An 18519-nucleotide genomic window follows, 5' to 3' on the forward strand; every position below is an offset into this window, starting at 1 on the left:
TAAAAGGGAATCGTTTTTGTTACGACGAATATCATAATTAAGATATACTTAGAATAGTGTTTTTCTAGGATTGTTGTTCCAAACAAACATTCTTTAAGGAGGTGCCATAGAGTGAACAGCAATGAAATTTACGTTAGCCTAGACATCGGTACATCCACAGTAAAAGTAATCATTGGTGAAATGTCAAATGATTCCTTAAACATTATCGGTGTAGGAAATGTGAACTCAGAAGGAATCAGAAAAGGTTCCATCGTAGATATAGACGAAACTGTTCATACAATCAAGAAAGCAGTTGAACAAGCGGAAAGGATGGTTGGTTTATCCATAAGCCAAGTCATCGTAGGTATTACTGGCAACCACGTGTCCCTTCAATCGTGTCATGGTGTGGTGGCAGTATCAAGTGATAATCGGGAAATTGGCGATGAAGATGTTCTAAGAGTGATGGATGCAGCCCAGGTTGTTTCTATTCCTCCAGAAAGAGAAATCATCAATGTAATCCCAAGGCAATTCATTGTTGATGGATTGGATGAGATTACAGATCCCCGGGGCATGATCGGTGTTCGACTGGAAATGGAAGGCACCATCATTACGGGATCAAAGACGATTTTACATAATACTCTCCGTTGTGTAGAAAAGGCGGGCCTTGAAATAGTAGATATCGTTCTTCAGCCTCTGGCAGCTGGTTCTGTTGCTTTATCAAAGGATGAGAAGAATCTCGGTGCTGCCTTAATCGATATTGGAGGCGGGTCTACAACTATAGCTGTTTTTGAACAAGGTCACTTAAAAGCTACAACTGTACTGCCTGTAGGGGGAGAACATATTACCAAGGATTTGTCTATCGGTTTAAGAACTTCAACTGACGATGCAGAGAAAATCAAAACCAAATATGGACATGCTTATTATGACCATGCATCAGAAGATGAAGTGTTCAGCGTACCAATTATTGGTAGTGATCAACATCAGCAATTTAATCAATTAGAAATTTCTGATATCATAGAAGCAAGGCTGGAAGAGATCTTAGACCTAATCAGCCATGAGCTGAAACGAATGGGGATAAGAGACCTGCCGGGTGGATACGTGTTAACTGGTGGTGTAGCAAATCTTCCAGGTGTGTTAGAATTAGCACAAATCGTTTTCCAAAATCGTGTACGAGTGGCAATTCCGGATTATATTGGAGTTAGAGAACCTCAGTATACGACCGCAGTAGGATTGATCAAATACGCTCAAAAGAATGCTAGATTACAAGGAAGATCTGTTAGTGCAGAACCAGTGCCTGTAGAGGCTGCTGAGAAACGTCAATCGAAACCAGCTAATAAAAAGCCAAAGCCTGCAAAGGTTAAAGAAGAAGAACATGAAGATGAAAAGGCCATGTCAAAAGTGAAAAAGTTCTTTGGATACTTCTTTGAATAAATAAAGGAATCCATAGATTCGATGAGTTAGGAGGATTTGTCATGTTGGAGTTTGATACAAATTTAGATTCGTTAGCGACAATAAAAGTTATCGGTGTCGGCGGTGGAGGAAATAACGCTGTAAACCGAATGATTGAGCATGGCGTACAGGGTGTTGAATTTATCGCTGTTAATACAGATGCGCAAGCTCTGAATCTATCAAAAGCTGAAATAAAAATGCAAATCGGTGGTAAATTAACTAGAGGATTAGGCGCAGGTGCCAATCCGGAAGTAGGTAAAAAAGCTGCTGAAGAAAGTAAAGAACAAATCGAAGAAGCCCTAAGAGGGGCGGACATGGTCTTTGTTACGGCTGGAATGGGTGGAGGTACCGGAACTGGTGCAGCTCCGGTAATCGCTCAAATCGCCCGTGAGATCGGTGCATTAACAGTCGGGGTTGTGACACGACCTTTCACCTTTGAAGGCAGAAAGCGTTCAAATCAGGCAAGCGGTGGTATCGCTGCAATGAAAGAAGGAGTGGATACCCTTATCGTTATTCCAAACGATCGTCTTCTTGAGATTGTAGATAAGAGCACGCCTATGCTTGAAGCTTTCCGTGAAGCTGATAACGTTTTAAGACAAGGTGTACAAGGTATCTCAGATCTAATCGCTACACCTGGTCTGATTAACCTTGATTTTGCCGACGTAAAGACGATCATGTCTAACAAAGGCTCAGCACTAATGGGTATCGGTGCAGCATCTGGTGAAAACCGGGCTACTGAAGCCGCAAAAAAAGCCGTTTCAAGTCCACTACTTGAGACTTCCATTGATGGGGCACAAGGTGTTCTGATGAATATTACAGGTGGTACGTCTTTAAGTCTATATGAAGTCCAGGAAGCTGCTGACATTGTAGCATCTGCTTCAGATCAAGAAGTGAACATGATCTTCGGTTCCGTTATTAACGAAGATTTAAAAGATGATATCGTCGTAACAGTTATTGCAACCGGGTTTAATGAAGAGGTCATCCAACCTCCAAAGCAAACTCGACCTACATTTGGTGGAATGAAACCAAATCAAAGTCCAAACCCGAACCAAAGTCAATCTATCAAGCGCGAGCAACCTAAACGTGAAGAGCCTCAACACCAAGAGCCGGTGAGAACTTCTTCCAATCAAAATCAGGGAGCGGAAGAAACACTGGACATCCCAACCTTCCTTCGCAACCGTAATCGTCGTCGATAAACTGAAAAGCGGAGGGGCTTTGCCCAGAGGCGACAAGCATAAGATGAGCCACCCGGAAAGGCGTCCTTTGCCTTTTTGGGTGGCTTAGCTTATGACCTCGAGCCTCTAAGCCGCGGAGCTGGACAATCGAAAAGCGGAGGGGCTTTGCCCAGAGGCGACAAGCACAACAAGGAATCCCCAAAGGCAATTAATGCCTCTGGGGATTTTTTTGTCTTATTTATTTTCTACTTAACCTCCAATCAAAACCCGCTCCACAAAGCATTCTTTATACCTTGAATCAGGAATATATTTAGTGACATATTTCGTTCTAATCTCTGAAAAGTTTTCCTCTGAAGCATACAAAAAATGACAACCTTTTAAAGGGTATGTACGATATACTTCTCATAAGTCATTCCTATCTCGAAATTCATGTGAATGTAACTGGGTGAAGTTTCAAAAGGAGGGTAGAGATTGACCTTATATCTGGATGTCATCTGGTTGTTGAATCTGTTAGTAGACTTTTTCTTATTATGGTTAACTGGGATCATCTTAAAGAGACAATATGCCCTATGGAGAATTGGAATAGGCGGTTTGATAGGTTCGATCATTATTCTCCTTGCCTTTTCACCTTATGCCCATCTTGCAGGAAACCCTCTTATGAAATTGTTGTTTTCAATCATCATGGTATACACAGCATTTGGGTATAGAAGATTGCGCTATTACTTATCAAACCTGCTTATGTTTTATTTTGTTACTTTTTTTACCGGTGGGATTTTAATTGGAACTCATTATTTTATAAGTTTTGACCCTAGTGCAGAATCATCCATGCTACTTGCGAGTATCCGTGGATTTGGAGATCCGATAAGTTGGGTATTTGTTATGCTCGCCCTGCCTCTTGCCTGGTATTTTTCTAAGGGGAGAGTAGATAGTATTGAGCATGTGAAGATACAGTATGACCAGCTTCTGAAAGTAAGCGTAAAAATTGAAGATTTTCATTGTACCGTAAACGGCCTTGTAGATAGTGGGAATCAACTTCAAGACCCCATATCCAAAAGCCCGGTCATGATCCTGTCAATTGCTGAAATAGAGGGAGAAATTCCAAGTGAAGTGATGGCACTTTGCAACGATGTTGATGACATTTTCTCTGGTGAAAAATCTATTGATCCACGCTGGTCTGACCGGATGAGAATTGTTCCCGCCCAATCAGTGGGAAGAAAAAGTCAACTTCTTGCAGCTATAAAGCCTGATTCTCTCATAATGAAGGATCATGAATCAGAATGGACGATCCCGAATGGACTGATTGCCTTCAGAGAGGATCCGCTATCAGCAGACGGGAATTTTCAGGCGATCGTTCATCCGAAAATGGCTTCTCGAAAGCCGGTACTTAACGTTTCTTAAATCAATTATTACTACTATACTCACAATTTAAAGAAATAGAAGGGGGAGCAACAATGAAAAAATTCAAATTTAAATTTTTATACTATTGGTACAAACTGTTAATCAAACTAGGGCTGAAGACAGATGAAATTTACTACATAGGTGGTAGTGAAGCACTTCCCCCTCCATTGACGAAAGAGGAGGAAGAAGTACTACTTAATAAATTGCCCAATGGAGACAAGGCGGCACGTTCACTATTGATTGAACGCAATTTAAGGCTAGTCGTATATATTGCGCGAAAGTTTGAAAATACCGGGATTAATATTGAAGACTTAATCAGCATCGGGACGATTGGTTTGATTAAAGCGGTCAACACATTCAATCCAGAGAAAAAAATCAAATTAGCTACGTATGCTTCCAGATGTATTGAAAATGAGATCCTTATGTACTTAAGAAGAAACAATAAAATCCGATCTGAAGTTTCGTTCGATGAGCCCCTCAACATTGATTGGGATGGAAATGAATTACTGTTATCAGATGTACTCGGTACAGATGAAGACATTATAACAAAAGATCTTGAAGCAACCGTAGATAAAAAATTACTCTTTAACGCCCTTCACCAGCTTTCTGATCGCGAGAAACAAATTATGGAGCTCCGGTTTGGCTTAATGGGAGAAGAAGAAAAGACCCAGAAGGATGTAGCGGATATGCTTGGCATCTCCCAGTCCTATATCTCTCGATTGGAAAAGAGGATTATTAAGCGTCTAAAGAAGGAATTTAATAAAATGGTATAAATGAGTCAAAGCTGACCTTTTCGATCGAAAAGGTCAGCTTTTTTGCATTATAAGAATTTGAAAATTTTTTATGACGAATTTCCCCAGATAACTTAAGGGATTTGGAAAGTGTGAACCATTACTTGGCAGAATGAAATGCATATTTTTCCTCTTCAAGGAAATACTGAATTTTGTACAGCAGCTCCTACAAGGAGGGGAAAGAATGACACGTAATAAAGTCGAGATTTGTGGTGTAGATACTTCCAAATTACCAGTTCTCAAAAATGATGAAATGAGAATACTATTCAAGCAAATGCAAGCGGGCGACAATACCGCAAGAGAAAAACTTGTAAATGGGAATTTGCGCCTCGTCTTAAGTGTAATTCAACGCTTTAATAATCGTGGTGAATATGTTGATGATTTATTTCAAGTAGGGTGTATCGGGTTAATGAAATCCATTGATAACTTTGACTTAGGTCAGAACGTTCGATTCTCTACATACGCGGTTCCGATGATTATTGGAGAAATCCGTCGATATTTACGAGACAATAACCCAATAAGAGTGTCCCGTTCACTACGAGATATTGCGTACAAAGCTCTGCAAGTAAGGGAAAGATTAATGGGTGAAACATCCAGGGAGCCGACTGCTGAAGAAATAGCTAAAGTACTTGATGTATCTCATGAAGAAATTGTATTTGCGTTAGATGCCATCCAAGATCCTGTTTCGCTATTTGAACCCATTTATAACGATGGTGGAGATCCAATCTTTGTAATGGACCAACTGAGCGACGAAAAGAACCGTGATTTCCATTGGATTGAAGAGATTGCTCTTCAAGAAGGGATGAGGCGATTAAATGATCGTGAAAAACTCATTATCAGTAAACGCTTCTTTCAAGGGAAAACTCAAATGGAAGTCGCTGATGAAATCGGCATATCTCAGGCGCAAGTATCACGTCTGGAAAAAGCAGCAATCAAACAAATGAACAAAAATATTCAATAAGAAAAGAAAAGCGGAGGCGGCTCGATCAGCCCCGACAAGCACAATAGGAAACCCCCAAAAGGCGCTTTTTGCCTTATGGGGGTTTCCTATTGTGACCTCGAGGGGCTAGCCGCCGGAGCTGGACAAAAGAAAAGCGGAAGGGCTTTGCCCAGAGGCGACAAGCATAAGGCGTACCATCCGGAAAGGCGCACTTTGCCTTTTGGGATGGTTCGACTTATGACCTCGAGCCTCTAAGCCCTGTAGCTGACCAAAGAAAAGAAAGGCAGAACTCCTTCGGGAAGGTCTGCCTTTTCTTTTGCTGCATACACTAGTTATAACTACTTAAATTGGGAGAATCAACAGTCTTTGACACTATAGTGCACAATGAAAAACAATAAGAAGTGAGGGTGAAAACAGATGGTGCGTATATCTGAGTTTCAGGTGAAAGATGTCGTGAGTATTTCAGACGGACGTAAGTTAGGGAATATAGGGGATATAGAAATTAACCTGGATACCGGAAAAATTGAAGCCATTGTCATCGGAGGTGGAGGGAAGATATTGGGATTCTTCGGTAAAGAGGAAGATATTGTGATTCCTTGGAGCAGCATTGTGAAAATCGGGGAGGATGTTATTCTGGTACGATATAAAGAAAACCATTATATTCAAGGTCAGCTCCAGGAACCGAAACAATCCCCCGATACATGACGAATCTTCAAAGTCTATGGTACACTAAATAAAAACGAAGGAGATTTAACGTGTCGAAGGAGCCTTTTAAAAGAGAAACAGAATCTTATTATTCTATAGAGAAATGGACGAAAGAAAATCCAAGGCTAGTTGCAGGGATCACGACAAAATGGGGGGGTGTCAGCACCGGACCATTTCACTCTTTCAATATGGGATTGCACGTGGGTGACGATGAATCCTCGGTGATTCATAATCGTCAATTACTTGCTTCACGTTTATTCATGCCCGTACGATCATGGGTAGCTGCTGAACAAACACATGGAAATAACATCCACACAGTAGGGGAAGTAGACAAGGGTAAAGGTGCAGAGTATTATCATACCAGCATTAAAGATACTGATGGCTTTATTACATGGAATGAGAATATTCTATTAACGATGTGTTATGCGGATTGTGTTCCACTTTATTTCCTGGACAAAGAATCGGGTACAATCGGATTGGCTCATGCCGGATGGAAGGGGACAGTTTTACAAATCGGACCTAAAATGGTCGATGCATTCATGGAGCAAGGGGCCTCCAAGTCTTCTCTGGAGGTGGTGATCGGGCCATCCATATGTAAAAATTGCTATGTAGTTGATGACCATGTGATTGATAAAGTGAAAAAAACACTAGAAGATGAAAACAACTTACCCTATAATTTAAAGGAAGAGGGACAGTATTACCTCGATTTAAAGAAGTTGAATGAACGGCTTTTAGTACAAACCGGTTTAAATGCTGAACAAATCCACACTTCTAGTTATTGTTCATCCTGTCACAATGAGTTTTTCTCTTACAGAAGAGATGGTGGGAAAACAGGAAGAATCATGAGCTTTATTGGCTGGAAGGAGATAAAAGATGAAGGTATCTGAAAAATTCAAAATCATCCAAGAAAATATTGAAAATGCTTGTAAGAACAGTGGAAGAAACCCTGAAGACGTACATGTTGTAGCAGTCACCAAATACGTTTCCATTGAGAGAGCCGAAGAAGCGGTTGAAGCCGGGCTCATTCACTTAGGGGAAAACCGTGACGATGGATTACTTTCCAAGTGGGAAGTTCTACAGGGCAAACCCCAGTGGCATTTTATTGGATCTCTACAAACTAGAAAAGTAAAAAACATCATTGAAAAAGTATCATACATACATTCTCTGGATCGTCGGTCATTAGCCAAAGAAATTCATAAAAGAGCGGACAAGCCTGTTTCTTGTTTTGTTCAAGTGAATGTTTCGGGAGAAGACTCTAAACATGGGTTATCCCCTCAAGAAGTAAAAGAATTTATTGGGAGTTTAAAAGACTTCACAAATATTAAAGTCGTAGGATTAATGACGATGGCTCCACATACGGATGATGAACCATTCTTACGGACTTGTTTCAGACAGTTGAAAGCAATCCAGGAAGAAATCAAGGCATTAAACCTTCCATACGCCCCTTGTAAAGAATTATCAATGGGGATGAGCAATGATTACATGATTGCTATCGAAGAAGGGGCTACATTTATTCGTATTGGAACTGCATTAGTTGGAAATGACTGAAAGGGGATGAATACAAATGGGTATCAAGTCGAAATTTAAGACGTTCTTTTTGCTGGATGAAGATGAGTATGATTATGAAGAAGAAAAGTTTGAAGAAGAATACGAGGAGAAGAAGCCCATGAAGTCGCAGCTTTCAAATTCGAAACAAAATGTTGTAAGTCTTCAAAGTGTCCAAAAGTCATCGAAGATGATTCTTGTAGAACCAAGAGTTTATGCCGAGGCTCAAGAGATTGCTGATCATTTGAAAAATCGACGCTCTGTTCTGGTCAACTTACAACGAATTCAGCATGATCAAGCGAAACGCATTGTCGATTTCTTAAGTGGAACAGTTTACGCTATTGGCGGCGACATTCAGCGTGTTGGAGATAATATTTTTCTTTGTACGCCTGATAATGTTGAAGTAAGCGGAAATATTTCAGAGTTCTTAAAAGAAGAAGACCTATCAGATTCGAGGTGGTAATGTAAATTATGGTGTTGCTTTATGAAATTTTATCGAACCTTATTCAAATATACTCTTGGGCTTTAATCATTTATATATTAATGTCCTGGTTTCCAAATGCAAGGGAGACGGCGATCGGGCAGTTCTTAGCAAGAATATGCGAACCGTATTTAGAACCGTTTAGACGTTTTGTTCCTTCAATCGGGATGATTGATATTTCACCAATCGTGGCATTTATTGTGTTGAACTTAGCACAATCAGGGCTATACCAATTATTTAGATGGCTTATTTAATTAAAAACAGGCGATCATATATCTTTAAAGAGCTGAAACGTATTGAACAGTTTCAGTTTTTTTATTTTGGATAAATCACAGAGGAGGTGTGCGTGTGTCTTCAATTTATCAACATTTCAGACCGGATGAAAAAGAGTTTGTGGATGCTGTACTGGAATGGAAACTGGCAGTGGAAAATCAATATTCTGCTAAACGAACAGACTTTTTGGATCCGAGGCAACAGTATATTGTCGAGTCGATCATAGGAAATAACGACGAAATTCTCCTCTCATTCTATCCTGAGAATACAGAAAGGAAGAGAGCGTTATTGTATCCTTCTTATTTTCAGCCTGAAGAAGAAGATTTTGGAATTAGGCTATTTGAAATACAGTACCCGTCTAAGTTTGTTACAATAGAACATAGACAGGTATTAGGGACTCTTATGTCATTAGGCTTGAGACGTGAAAAATTCGGTGATATTTTAGCAGAGGATGATACCATTCAACTCATGCTTGCAGATGAGATTTCTGAATACGTTCGAATGGAACTCACACAGATAGGGAAGGCAAAGATATCCTTGAAGGATATTCCTTTGAAGGATCGAATCGTGAGTAAGGAAGAATGGCTGGAAAAAGTGACTACTGTAAGTTCCCTGCGGTTAGATGTCGTTCTTGCAGCAGTTTATAATGATTCCCGTCAAAAAGCTCAAAGCTTAATCAAGAGTAATCATGTAAAAGTCAATTGGAAAACGGTCGAAAACGCCTCTTTTGAAGTAGAAGCTGGCGATGTACTTTCAGCAAGAGGGTACGGAAGAAGTAAGTTATTGTCCATTGAAGGAAGGACTAAACGGGAGAAATGGAGAATTTCTGTCGGAATACTGAAATAATTTACGAAAAATAAAGGAATTCTCCCACATACTGTCGAAATTTTAGTTATAATAAATATGTAATTCACCAAGTACTGGAGGTGGCTCCCATGCCTTTAACGCCATTAGACATACATAATAAAGAATTTAGTCGTGGCTTTCGTGGTTATGATGAGGATGAGGTTAATGAATTTTTAGATCAAATTATTAAAGATTATGAAATTCTTATCCGTGAGAAGAAAGAAACGGAAGAACGTTTAAACTCCTTGAATGAACGTTTAGGTCATTTTACAAGCATCGAGGAAACATTAAACAAGTCAATCGTCATTGCTCAAGAAGCAGGGGAAGAAGTTAAGAGAAATGCAATGAAAGAATCAAAGCTGATCATTAAGGAAGCCGAGAAGAATGCTGATCGCATCGTGAACGAATCATTATCTAAAGCCCGTAAGATTGCCATTGAAATTGAAGAGCTCAAGAAGCAGTCAAAGGTGTTCCGGACTCGTTTTAAAATGTTAATCGAAGCTCAGCTTGATTTACTTGATACAAATGACTGGGATCAATTAATGGAATTCGATTTGGACGCGACAGACTTAAAAACTTTAAAAGAAGAAGAGACATTGTCTTGACGAAAAGCGCAATATTTTCATATAATTGAACGACAATGTAAATTGCCATAATGAATGCTAAGACAGGGACAGTACGTTTCTTATAATATTTCCTTTCTAGCGAGTCGGGGGCGGTGGAAGCCCGACAAGGAACAAAGGTACGGAAGATCACCCTCGAGCTCTATTCATGAATTTCACTATCTGGAGAGTAATGAATAGCGTCTTGTTCACGTTACGAATCAATACAAGTGAAGATCGATTTCGATCTTTATGAGGGTGGTACCGCGGGAAAAGCTTTCTCGTCCCTTTCCAGGGATGAGGAAGCTTTTTTTGTTTGCTAAAGGGATTGCCTGATTAAGATTCACGGGATATAGAAAAGATGGCAATTAAGAGAAACGTTTAGGAGGAAGATTTCATGGAGTATAAAGATACATTATTGATGCCGAAGACGGAATTTCCGATGAGAGGAAATTTACCGAAACGCGAACCGGATACACAGAAGAAATGGGAAGACATGAATATTTATCAAAAAGTGCAGGAGAGAACGAGTGATCGTCCATTATTCGTTCTTCACGATGGACCTCCATACGCAAATGGAAATATTCATATGGGTCATGCTCTAAATAAAATCCTTAAAGACTTTATCGTCCGCTATAAATCCATGAGCGGATTCCATGCTCCATATGTTCCGGGCTGGGATACTCATGGTTTACCGATTGAACAGGCGTTAACAAATAAAGGTGTTAAGCGTAAAGAAATGACCATTGCTGAGTTCCGTAAATTGTGTGAGGAATATGCATATGAACAGGTTGACAATCAACGTACTCAGTTCAAACAATTGGGGGTGCGCGGGGATTGGGATAATCCATATATTACATTAAAGCCTGAATATGAAGCTCAACAGATTAAAGTGTTTGGTGACATGGCGAAGAAAGGCTATATCTACAAGGGTAAAAAGCCAGTGTACTGGTCTCCTTCAAGTGAATCAGCCTTAGCAGAAGCAGAGATCGAGTATCAGGATAAACGTTCTCCTTCCATCTACGTTGGTTTCGCCGTTACAGAAGGAAAGGGAGTTCTTGAAGAAGGGACTCAATTAGTCATCTGGACGACAACACCTTGGACGATTCCTGCTAATCTGGGGATTGCCGTGCACGAAGATCTAAGTTATGCCGTTGTAAATGTGAAAGAAAGCATCTATGTTGTTGCTGAAGATTTATTAGAAGAAGTAGCGAAGAATCTGGAATGGGAAGATTACTCTGTATCAAAAAAGGTTAAAGGGGCGGAGCTTGAGCATATTGTGGCAAAACATCCATTATATGATCGGGATTCACTTGTTGTCCTTGGGGAACATGTCACTACTGATTCTGGTACTGGATGTGTTCATACCGCACCTGGACACGGGGAAGATGACTTCTTAGTAGGAAAAAAATACGGCTTGGATGTGTTATGTCCGGTAGACGACAAAGGAGTTATGACATCAGAAGCACCTGGATTTGAAGGCTTGTTTTACGATAAAGCCAATAAACCTATTACAGAAAAGTTACAGGAAACAGGAGCATTATTAAAGCTTAACTTTATTACTCACTCCTATCCACATGATTGGCGTACGAAAAAACCTGTTATCTTTAGAGCGACAGCCCAATGGTTTGCGTCAATTGATAAATTCCGTAAAGAGCTGCTTGAAGCTGTCAATGAAACGAAATGGGTTCCTGCTTGGGGGGAAACACGCCTATACAATATGGTCAGAGACCGTGGAGACTGGTGTATTTCAAGACAACGTGCATGGGGAGTGCCAATCCCGGTATTTTATGCTGAAAATGGCCAGGAAATCATTACTGATGAAACAATCGACCATGTATCGAAGCTCTTCCGTGAACATGGATCAAACATCTGGTTTGAAAAAGAAGCGAAGGATCTTCTACCTGAAGGATTCACTCATGAAGGAAGTCCTAATGGGAAGTTCACGAAAGAACAGGATATCATGGATGTCTGGTTTGATTCAGGTTCCTCACATCAGGCGGTACTTGAAGAAAGAGATGACCTGAAGCGTCCTGCAGACCTTTATTTAGAGGGATCTGACCAATATCGCGGATGGTTTAACTCTTCCTTGACTACAAGTGTAGCAGTGACGGGTAAAGCACCATATAAAGGTGTGTTAAGTCATGGATTTGCTCTTGATGGGGACGGAAGAAAAATGAGTAAATCATTAGGGAATGTAGTCGTTCCTGAAAAAGTGATGAAGCAGCTTGGAGCCGATATCCTTCGCCTTTGGGTTGCATCGGTTGATTATCAAGCGGATGTCCGGGTATCAGATCCGATCTTGAAGCAAGTGGCTGAAGTGTATCGTAAAATCCGTAATACGTACCGTTTCTTATTAGGAAACCTATCTGACTTTGATCCAAGCAGCAATGCGGTATCCTTCGATCAATTAAGAGAAGTGGACCAATTCATGCTTGTGAAGCTGAATGATCTTGTGAAAAATGTGAGAAATGCTTACGATAAATATGAGTTTGCAAGCATCTATCACGCAGTTAACAATTTCTGTACATTGGATTTGAGTTCCTTCTATTTAGATTTTGCGAAGGATGTTCTTTATATCGAGTCGGAAAATCATTACGAGCGTCGAGCTATCCAAACTGTATTATATGAATGCTTGGTTTCTCTTACGAAATTAATGTCTCCAATCCTTTCACACACAGCTGATGAGGTATGGGCGTATATCCCGGGAGTAGAGGGAGAAAGTGTTCAACTAACAGATATGCCTGAAGTGCAGGAGTTAAGAAATGCTGATCAGCTGAAGAAAAAATGGAATGCATTCCTCGAGTTAAGAGATGATGTTTTAAAGGCTCTTGAAGAAGCGCGCAATCAGAAGATGATTGGTAAATCTTTAACGGCTAAAGTGACTCTTTACGTGAATGATGAAACAAAAGCTTTACTCGGTTCCATTAAGGAAGACTTAAAACAATTGTTCATCGTGTCCGCCTTTGAAATCGGTGGGGCAGTGAACGAAGCACCAAATCATGCATTAAGTCTTGGTGAGAACAATATTGTCGTGGAAAAAGCAGAAGGGGAAACATGTGACCGCTGCTGGGTTGTCACCCCTACTGTCGGCGAGGACAAAGATCATCCTACATTATGTACAAGATGTGCATCAGTAGTGAAAGAAAGTTATTCTCACTTGGCATAAATGAAAAAGCTGACTCACACACGATGTGAGTCAGCTTTTTTTCGTCCAACCAGCTTTTCTAATTCCAGAATTGCTATATCTTGCAACACAATTTTCAGGTCTGTTTCCCCCATACTATAAATGGAGGGATCAAAGATGACATATGACCGATATACATCCATTGTTCAAGAACTGACTACATCCTTGAAAGAGCTGGAGGCAAGTCAATCTCAACATCCTTTAATTCAGCAGTATATTGATGAAGAAATTACAGAAGTGAAACAAGCGTTAGATCGATTCAGAGTGAATCAATACGGCTTTTGTGAAATGAGCGGAGAAGAAATTCCATTTGATTTCATTAAGATGAACCCAACATGCACTTCTATGGATGATGCATTGGAATGGAGAAGATTTGGAAAAATCTCATCTTATTCCTAAGGGCCGCTCAACAGGTTTTCATCGTTCTCCTTAGTTTAAGTGTCTTTATTCTCCCATTTATGCTAAAATGCAAAGGTAATCATTTAACGATGTTCGGAGGTTACCTTTGTGTATTATTATTTATTGGCTTTGGTTGTGATTGGACTGGATCAATTAACGAAATGGTTGGTTGTGAAACGAATGACAGAAGGAGAGAGTATAAAGATCATTGAAAATGTCTTATATCTTACTTCTCACCGAAATCAAGGTGCAGCATGGGGAATACTTCAAGGTCAGATGTGGTTTTTTTACATTATTACAGTAGTAGTGATCGTAGGTATCGTGTATTATATGCAAGTCCATGCAAAAGGGCATTCTTTATTCAGTTTAAGTTTAGCCTTCATGCTTGGTGGAGCTATTGGAAACTTTATTGACCGCGTCTTTCGGAAAGAAGTGGTTGATTTCTTAAATACATACATCTTTTCCTATGATTTTCCGATATTTAATATTGCCGATGCAGCATTAACCATTGGAGTAGCGTTGTTACTAATTTACATGTATTTAGATGAACGAAAAGCGAAGAAGGAGAACAAAAATGGAAGTAATTCAGCACAACATACAGCAGGAAGACCAGGGAGAACGAATTGATAAAGTCGTTAGTCAGTTGAACAAGGAATGGTCCCGTTCACAGGTTCAACAATGGATAAAGGAAGGGCATATTCAAGTGAATGGCGAAGCAGTCAAGCCCAATTTTAAATGTCCTTTTGATGCAGTCATCACGGTTTCAATCCCTGAACCGGAAGAATTGGATGTGGAGCCGGAAAATCTTAGACTTGACATTGCGTATGAAGATGGGGATGTCATCGTAGTGAATAAGCCGAAAGGGATGGTCGTTCACCCTGCACCTGGGCATTATTCAGGGACGATGGTGAATGGTTTGATGTATCATTGTAAGGATCTATCAGGCATTAATGGAGTTCTAAGACCGGGAATTGTCCACCGTATAGATAAGGACACTTCCGGCCTACTGATGGTGGCGAAAAATGACATGGCTCACGAGCATTTGGTGAATCAGCTTGTAGAAAAGTCCGTAACAAGAAAGTATACAGCCATTGTACATGGCCTCATTCCCCACGAATACGGTACCATTGATGCTCCGATCGGAAGAGACCCTAAAGATCGTCAAAGTATGGCTGTGGTGGATAACGGCAAACAAGCAGTCACTCATTTCAGAGTGCTGGATCGTTATAAAGATTTTACTTTAGTTGAATGTGAACTGGAAACGGGAAGAACGCATCAAATCCGTGTGCATATGAAGTATATCGGTTACCCGCTTGCCGGGGATCCAAAGTATGGACCAAGAAAAACACTGAGCATAGAAGGACAAGCCCTTCACGCAGGGGTGTTAGGATTTGTTCATCCGAGAACAGAAGAGTATATGGAATTTCAGGCGGAGTTACCTCCAGAGTTCACTAAACTAGTGAACCATCTTGAAAATAATCGTTGACAAATTTCGACTCTACCTTTATGATTTAGTTAATTGAATAAGTAACCTTTAATACGGTCCCGTGAGGCTGAGAAGGAGCATGTACGACCAATTCGTTTTGGCGTGCAATCAGATTACAACGATAAGTGTGCCCTCTCATCCCTACGGTGAGAGGGATTTTTTATTTTAAAGAAACGAGGTGGCGAAAGTGACAAAGAAAGCAACGGTATTGGATCAACCCGCCATTCGAAGAGCACTGACAAGGATAGCTCATGAAATCATTGAGCGCAACAAAGGAATTGAAGATTGTGTCCTTGTTGGAATCAAAACCAGAGGCATATACATCGCTAACCGATTAGCGGAGCGAATTCATGATATTGAAGGTGAAAAGATTCCCGTAGGGGAAATAGACATCACCTTATATCGAGATGACTTAACAAAGAAAACAGAAGATCAAGAGCCCGAGGTGAAAGGTTCTGACCTGCCTGTGGATATTACCAACAAGAAAGTTATCCTGGTAGACGATGTATTATTTACAGGGAGAACGGTCCGGGCAGGCTTGGACGCATTAATGGATCTTGGAAGACCAAGTCAGATCCAACTTGCAGTATTGGTCGATCGTGGACATAGAGAATTACCGATACGAGCAGACTTTGTCGGGAAAAACATCCCTACATCAAGCTCCGAAAAAATTATGGTTGCCTTAACAGAGGTCGATCAGGAAGATATAGTCGCAATACACGAAAAAGAATAACGGAAAGTCCTTTTAAGAGTAGTCCCGTGAGGCTGACAAAGGATGGGAATGAAGGTAGAAATAGGCCTTCTTGTACCCTCTTTGTGCCCTCTTTTGGACAAAGAGGGTTTTTTATTGGGAAATTTGGGTATTAGAGGAGGAAATATAAATGAGTCAAAATCAACAAATTGTATTAGATGTAGAAGAAGTGCCGAAGTTAGGAAAATGGATCACTTTAAGCATACAGCATTTATTCGCCATGTTTGGGGCAACGGTGTTAGTTCCATTCCTGGTAGGGTTAAGCCCGGGGGTCGCCCTGATCTCAAGTGGACTGGGAACGCTTGCTTACCTTTTCATTACAAGGGGAAGAATTCCTGCTTACTTAGGATCATCCTTTGCATTCATCGCACCTATCTTAGCTGCAAAGAGCTTTGGAGGACCGGCGGCTGCCATGATGGGAAGCTTTCTCGCCGGGATTGTTTACGGAGTCGTTGCATTACTGATATCAAAACTGGGTTTGAAATGGCTGGTGAGGATTCTTCCTCCGATTGTTGTAGGACCTGTGATTATGGTCATCGGATTAGGCCTCGCAGGAACGGCGGTAAATATGGCCATGTATGAAAACCCTGGAGCAGAAGAATTGGTTTACAGCAACACACACTTTATGGTGGCCCTTGCGACTCTGGCCATCACCGTTATTTGCTCGATTTACTTCAAAGGGTTTCTCGGAATGGTACCGATTTTAGCCGGAATCATTGGTGGATATGTCATCGCGGTTTTTGCAGGGTTAGTGAATTTCCAACAAGTAATCGATGCACCGCTTTTTCAAATGCCGGATTTCTTCATCCCATTTGTTGACTACGAGCCAAGCTTCTCTTGGGAGATTGTCTCCATCATGGTACCAGTTGCCCTTGTAACATTGGCAGAGCATACGGGAGACCAGATGGTTCTGAGTAAAGTGGTAGGAAGAAACTTCATTGAGAAACCAGGTCTTCACCGCTCCATTCTTGGGGATGGGGTAGCAACTGTGATTGCATCCTTTCTTGGGGGACCACCTAATACAACGTATGGGGAAAACATTGGAGTATTAGCCATAACACGAGTGTTCAGCGTATTCGTAATCGGAGGAGCCGCAGTACTTGCCATCATGTTCGGATTTGTCGGTAAGATAACAGCCTTGATCGGATCGATTCCATCAGCCGTCATGGGCGGAGTATCCATCCTTCTGTTCGGAATTATCGCATCTAGCGGACTGCGCATGCTGATTGATAACAAAGTGGACTTAGGAAACAAGAGAAACCTGGTGATTTCCTCAGTGATCCTGGTGATCGGGGTAGGAGGGGCATTCGTGAAGGTGAACGAGCAGGTATCCTTATCAGGAATGGCACTTGCGGCGATTGTCGGAGTTCTCCTTAACCTTGTCTTACCAGGCAGAGAAGAAAGCGAAGGGGAAAACAACTTATTCGAAGAAGAGAATGCTAAGCATGATGTTGCATAGAAGCACCTTTTAACATGGTCCAGAGAGTCTAAGAAGGGTGAATTTGAACAAGACAGGCACGTGGGATTTTTCGCACTGTCCCTGTTGGTATGTTCAAAACACCCTGTCAGAAAATTGGCAGGGTGTTTTTTTGAAAGAAGAGAAGAAAGGGTTGTCCCATGATGAAGAACTTGTTGACAATGAATGATTTATCAAAAGAGGAAATCATTGAAATATTAGATGCAGCTGAACGCTTTAAAGATGGAGAAACGTGGAAGGAAGGCTCCAATAAATATGTAGCCAATCTTTTCTTCGAGGCAAGTACCCGGACGAAATGCAGTTTTGAAATGGCGGAAAGGAAGCTTGGGCTCGAGGTAATCCCATTTGAAGCACAGACCTCAAGTGTTCAAAAGGGAGAAAGCTTATATGACACGGTGAAAACATTAGAAAGCATCGGTGTCGAAACCGTCGTCATCCGGCACTCCCTTGAAAGATATTTCGATGAACTTGCACCACTTAACATAAGCGTCATCAACGGAGGCGATGGATGTGGCAATCATCCTACTCAATGCCTTTTGGACCTGCTGACCATTCGTCAGGAATTTGGAGGGTTTGAAGGACTGAAGGTATCGATCATTGGAGACATTGCCCATAGCCGGGTGGCACGATCCAATGCAGAAGCGTTAACGAAGCTTGGAGCAGAAGTGATGTTCTCCGGGCCAAAGGAATGGTTCCCATCACAGGATCGACATCAATATATGCCTATAGATGAATGTATAACAGATTCCGATGTCGTCATGTTACTGAGAATTCAACACGAACGACACGATAGTACATCAAGCTTAACGAAAGAAGAGTACCATGAAAGCTTTGGTTTAACGGAAAGTCGAAAAGGAAGAATGAAACCAACCGGTATCATTCTTCATCCGGCACCGGTCAACCGTGGAGTTGAAATTGCAGATTCATTGGTGGAATGTGATCAATCAAGAATCTTTAAGCAGATGGAAAATGGAGTATACGTCAGAATGGCTGTGTTAAAGAGAGCACTTGAAATCAACTAACTAGGGGGAATTT

19 protein-coding genes and 1 other annotated feature are annotated in these 18519 nt (G+C 41.0%); all 19 genes read left to right on the top strand.

Features of this window, described 5'->3' with window-relative positions; all coding sequences use genetic code 11:
- The first annotated feature begins 111 nt into the window (after nucleotides 1-111).
- A complete protein-coding gene (ftsA, locus tag ACCB35_RS08970; RefSeq protein WP_044337472.1) occupies nucleotides 112-1410 on the top strand; it encodes a cell division protein FtsA in 1299 nt (432 codons plus the stop codon).
- A gap of 41 nt (nucleotides 1411-1451) precedes the next feature.
- Nucleotides 1452-2624: a cell division protein FtsZ gene (ftsZ, locus tag ACCB35_RS08975; RefSeq protein WP_374056595.1), complete on the top strand. Its 1173-nt coding sequence runs from the start codon at nucleotides 1452-1454 to the stop codon at nucleotides 2622-2624.
- Nucleotides 2625-3074: 450 nt separating this feature from the next.
- Nucleotides 3075-4001 (top strand): sigma-E processing peptidase SpoIIGA, encoded by a 927-nt coding sequence (gene spoIIGA / locus ACCB35_RS08980; protein ID WP_374056596.1) that lies wholly within the window; start codon nucleotides 3075-3077, stop codon nucleotides 3999-4001.
- 53 nt (nucleotides 4002-4054) lie between these two features.
- Nucleotides 4055-4774, top strand: a complete 720-nt coding sequence (gene sigE, locus ACCB35_RS08985; protein WP_044337469.1) for an RNA polymerase sporulation sigma factor SigE — start codon at nucleotides 4055-4057, stop codon at nucleotides 4772-4774.
- A gap of 130 nt (nucleotides 4775-4904) precedes the next feature.
- Complete coding sequence (gene sigG, locus ACCB35_RS08990) at nucleotides 4905-5753, top strand: RNA polymerase sporulation sigma factor SigG (RefSeq protein WP_374056597.1); 849 nt, start codon at nucleotides 4905-4907, stop codon at nucleotides 5751-5753.
- Nucleotides 5754-6149: 396 nt separating this feature from the next.
- Nucleotides 6150-6437 carry a YlmC/YmxH family sporulation protein gene (locus ACCB35_RS08995; protein ID WP_044337467.1) on the top strand — a complete coding sequence of 96 codons (288 nt, stop codon included), beginning with the start codon at nucleotides 6150-6152 and terminating at the stop codon, nucleotides 6435-6437.
- A gap of 50 nt (nucleotides 6438-6487) precedes the next feature.
- Nucleotides 6488-7324, top strand: coding sequence for a peptidoglycan editing factor PgeF (gene pgeF / locus ACCB35_RS09000; RefSeq protein WP_374056598.1), 837 nt, complete (start codon nucleotides 6488-6490; stop codon nucleotides 7322-7324).
- Entirely contained in the window at nucleotides 7311-7985 is a 675-nt protein-coding gene (locus tag ACCB35_RS09005; RefSeq protein WP_374056599.1) for a YggS family pyridoxal phosphate-dependent enzyme, read from the top strand. The genes pgeF and ACCB35_RS09005 overlap by 14 nt, the downstream gene beginning before the upstream one ends.
- A gap of 16 nt (nucleotides 7986-8001) precedes the next feature.
- Nucleotides 8002-8445: a cell division protein SepF gene (locus tag ACCB35_RS09010; RefSeq protein ID WP_113968289.1), complete on the top strand. Its 444-nt coding sequence runs from the start codon at nucleotides 8002-8004 to the stop codon at nucleotides 8443-8445.
- An 8-nt stretch (nucleotides 8446-8453) separates the two neighbouring features.
- Nucleotides 8454-8717 carry a YggT family protein gene (locus ACCB35_RS09015; RefSeq protein ID WP_044337463.1) on the top strand — a complete coding sequence of 88 codons (264 nt, stop codon included), beginning with the start codon at nucleotides 8454-8456 and terminating at the stop codon, nucleotides 8715-8717.
- 94 nt (nucleotides 8718-8811) lie between these two features.
- Nucleotides 8812-9582 carry an RNA-binding protein gene (locus ACCB35_RS09020; RefSeq protein ID WP_044337462.1) on the top strand — a complete coding sequence of 257 codons (771 nt, stop codon included), beginning with the start codon at nucleotides 8812-8814 and terminating at the stop codon, nucleotides 9580-9582.
- An 89-nt stretch (nucleotides 9583-9671) separates the two neighbouring features.
- A complete protein-coding gene (locus ACCB35_RS09025) occupies nucleotides 9672-10187 on the top strand; it encodes a DivIVA domain-containing protein (RefSeq protein ID WP_034755815.1) in 516 nt (171 codons plus the stop codon).
- 50 nt (nucleotides 10188-10237) lie between these two features.
- Nucleotides 10238-10476, top strand: a binding site (T-box leader).
- Nucleotides 10477-10581: 105 nt separating this feature from the next.
- Nucleotides 10582-13353: an isoleucine--tRNA ligase gene (ileS, locus tag ACCB35_RS09030; protein ID WP_374056600.1), complete on the top strand. Its 2772-nt coding sequence runs from the start codon at nucleotides 10582-10584 to the stop codon at nucleotides 13351-13353.
- Nucleotides 13354-13488: 135 nt separating this feature from the next.
- Nucleotides 13489-13770, top strand: a complete 282-nt coding sequence (locus tag ACCB35_RS09035) for a hypothetical protein (protein WP_374056601.1) — start codon at nucleotides 13489-13491, stop codon at nucleotides 13768-13770.
- A gap of 108 nt (nucleotides 13771-13878) precedes the next feature.
- Nucleotides 13879-14397 carry a signal peptidase II gene (lspA, locus tag ACCB35_RS09040; RefSeq protein WP_374056602.1) on the top strand — a complete coding sequence of 173 codons (519 nt, stop codon included), beginning with the start codon at nucleotides 13879-13881 and terminating at the stop codon, nucleotides 14395-14397.
- A complete protein-coding gene (locus ACCB35_RS09045) occupies nucleotides 14345-15256 on the top strand; it encodes an RluA family pseudouridine synthase (RefSeq protein WP_374056603.1) in 912 nt (303 codons plus the stop codon). Before lspA ends, ACCB35_RS09045 begins: the two co-directional genes overlap by 53 nt.
- A 187-nt stretch (nucleotides 15257-15443) precedes the next feature.
- Complete coding sequence (gene pyrR / locus ACCB35_RS09050; protein ID WP_374056979.1) at nucleotides 15444-15989, top strand: bifunctional pyr operon transcriptional regulator/uracil phosphoribosyltransferase PyrR; 546 nt, start codon at nucleotides 15444-15446, stop codon at nucleotides 15987-15989.
- Nucleotides 15990-16137: 148 nt separating this feature from the next.
- Entirely contained in the window at nucleotides 16138-17466 is a 1329-nt protein-coding gene (locus ACCB35_RS09055; RefSeq protein WP_374056604.1) for a uracil-xanthine permease family protein, read from the top strand.
- A gap of 161 nt (nucleotides 17467-17627) precedes the next feature.
- On the top strand, nucleotides 17628-18506 hold the full coding sequence (locus ACCB35_RS09060) for an aspartate carbamoyltransferase catalytic subunit (protein ID WP_374056980.1): 879 nt from the start codon (nucleotides 17628-17630) through the stop codon (nucleotides 18504-18506).
- Nucleotides 18507-18519: the final 13 nt, after the last annotated feature.

Source organism: Rossellomorea sp. FM04394, from assembly GCF_041889765.1.
Classification (GTDB): Bacteria; Bacillota; Bacilli; order Bacillales; family Bacillaceae_B; genus Rossellomorea; species Rossellomorea aquimaris_B.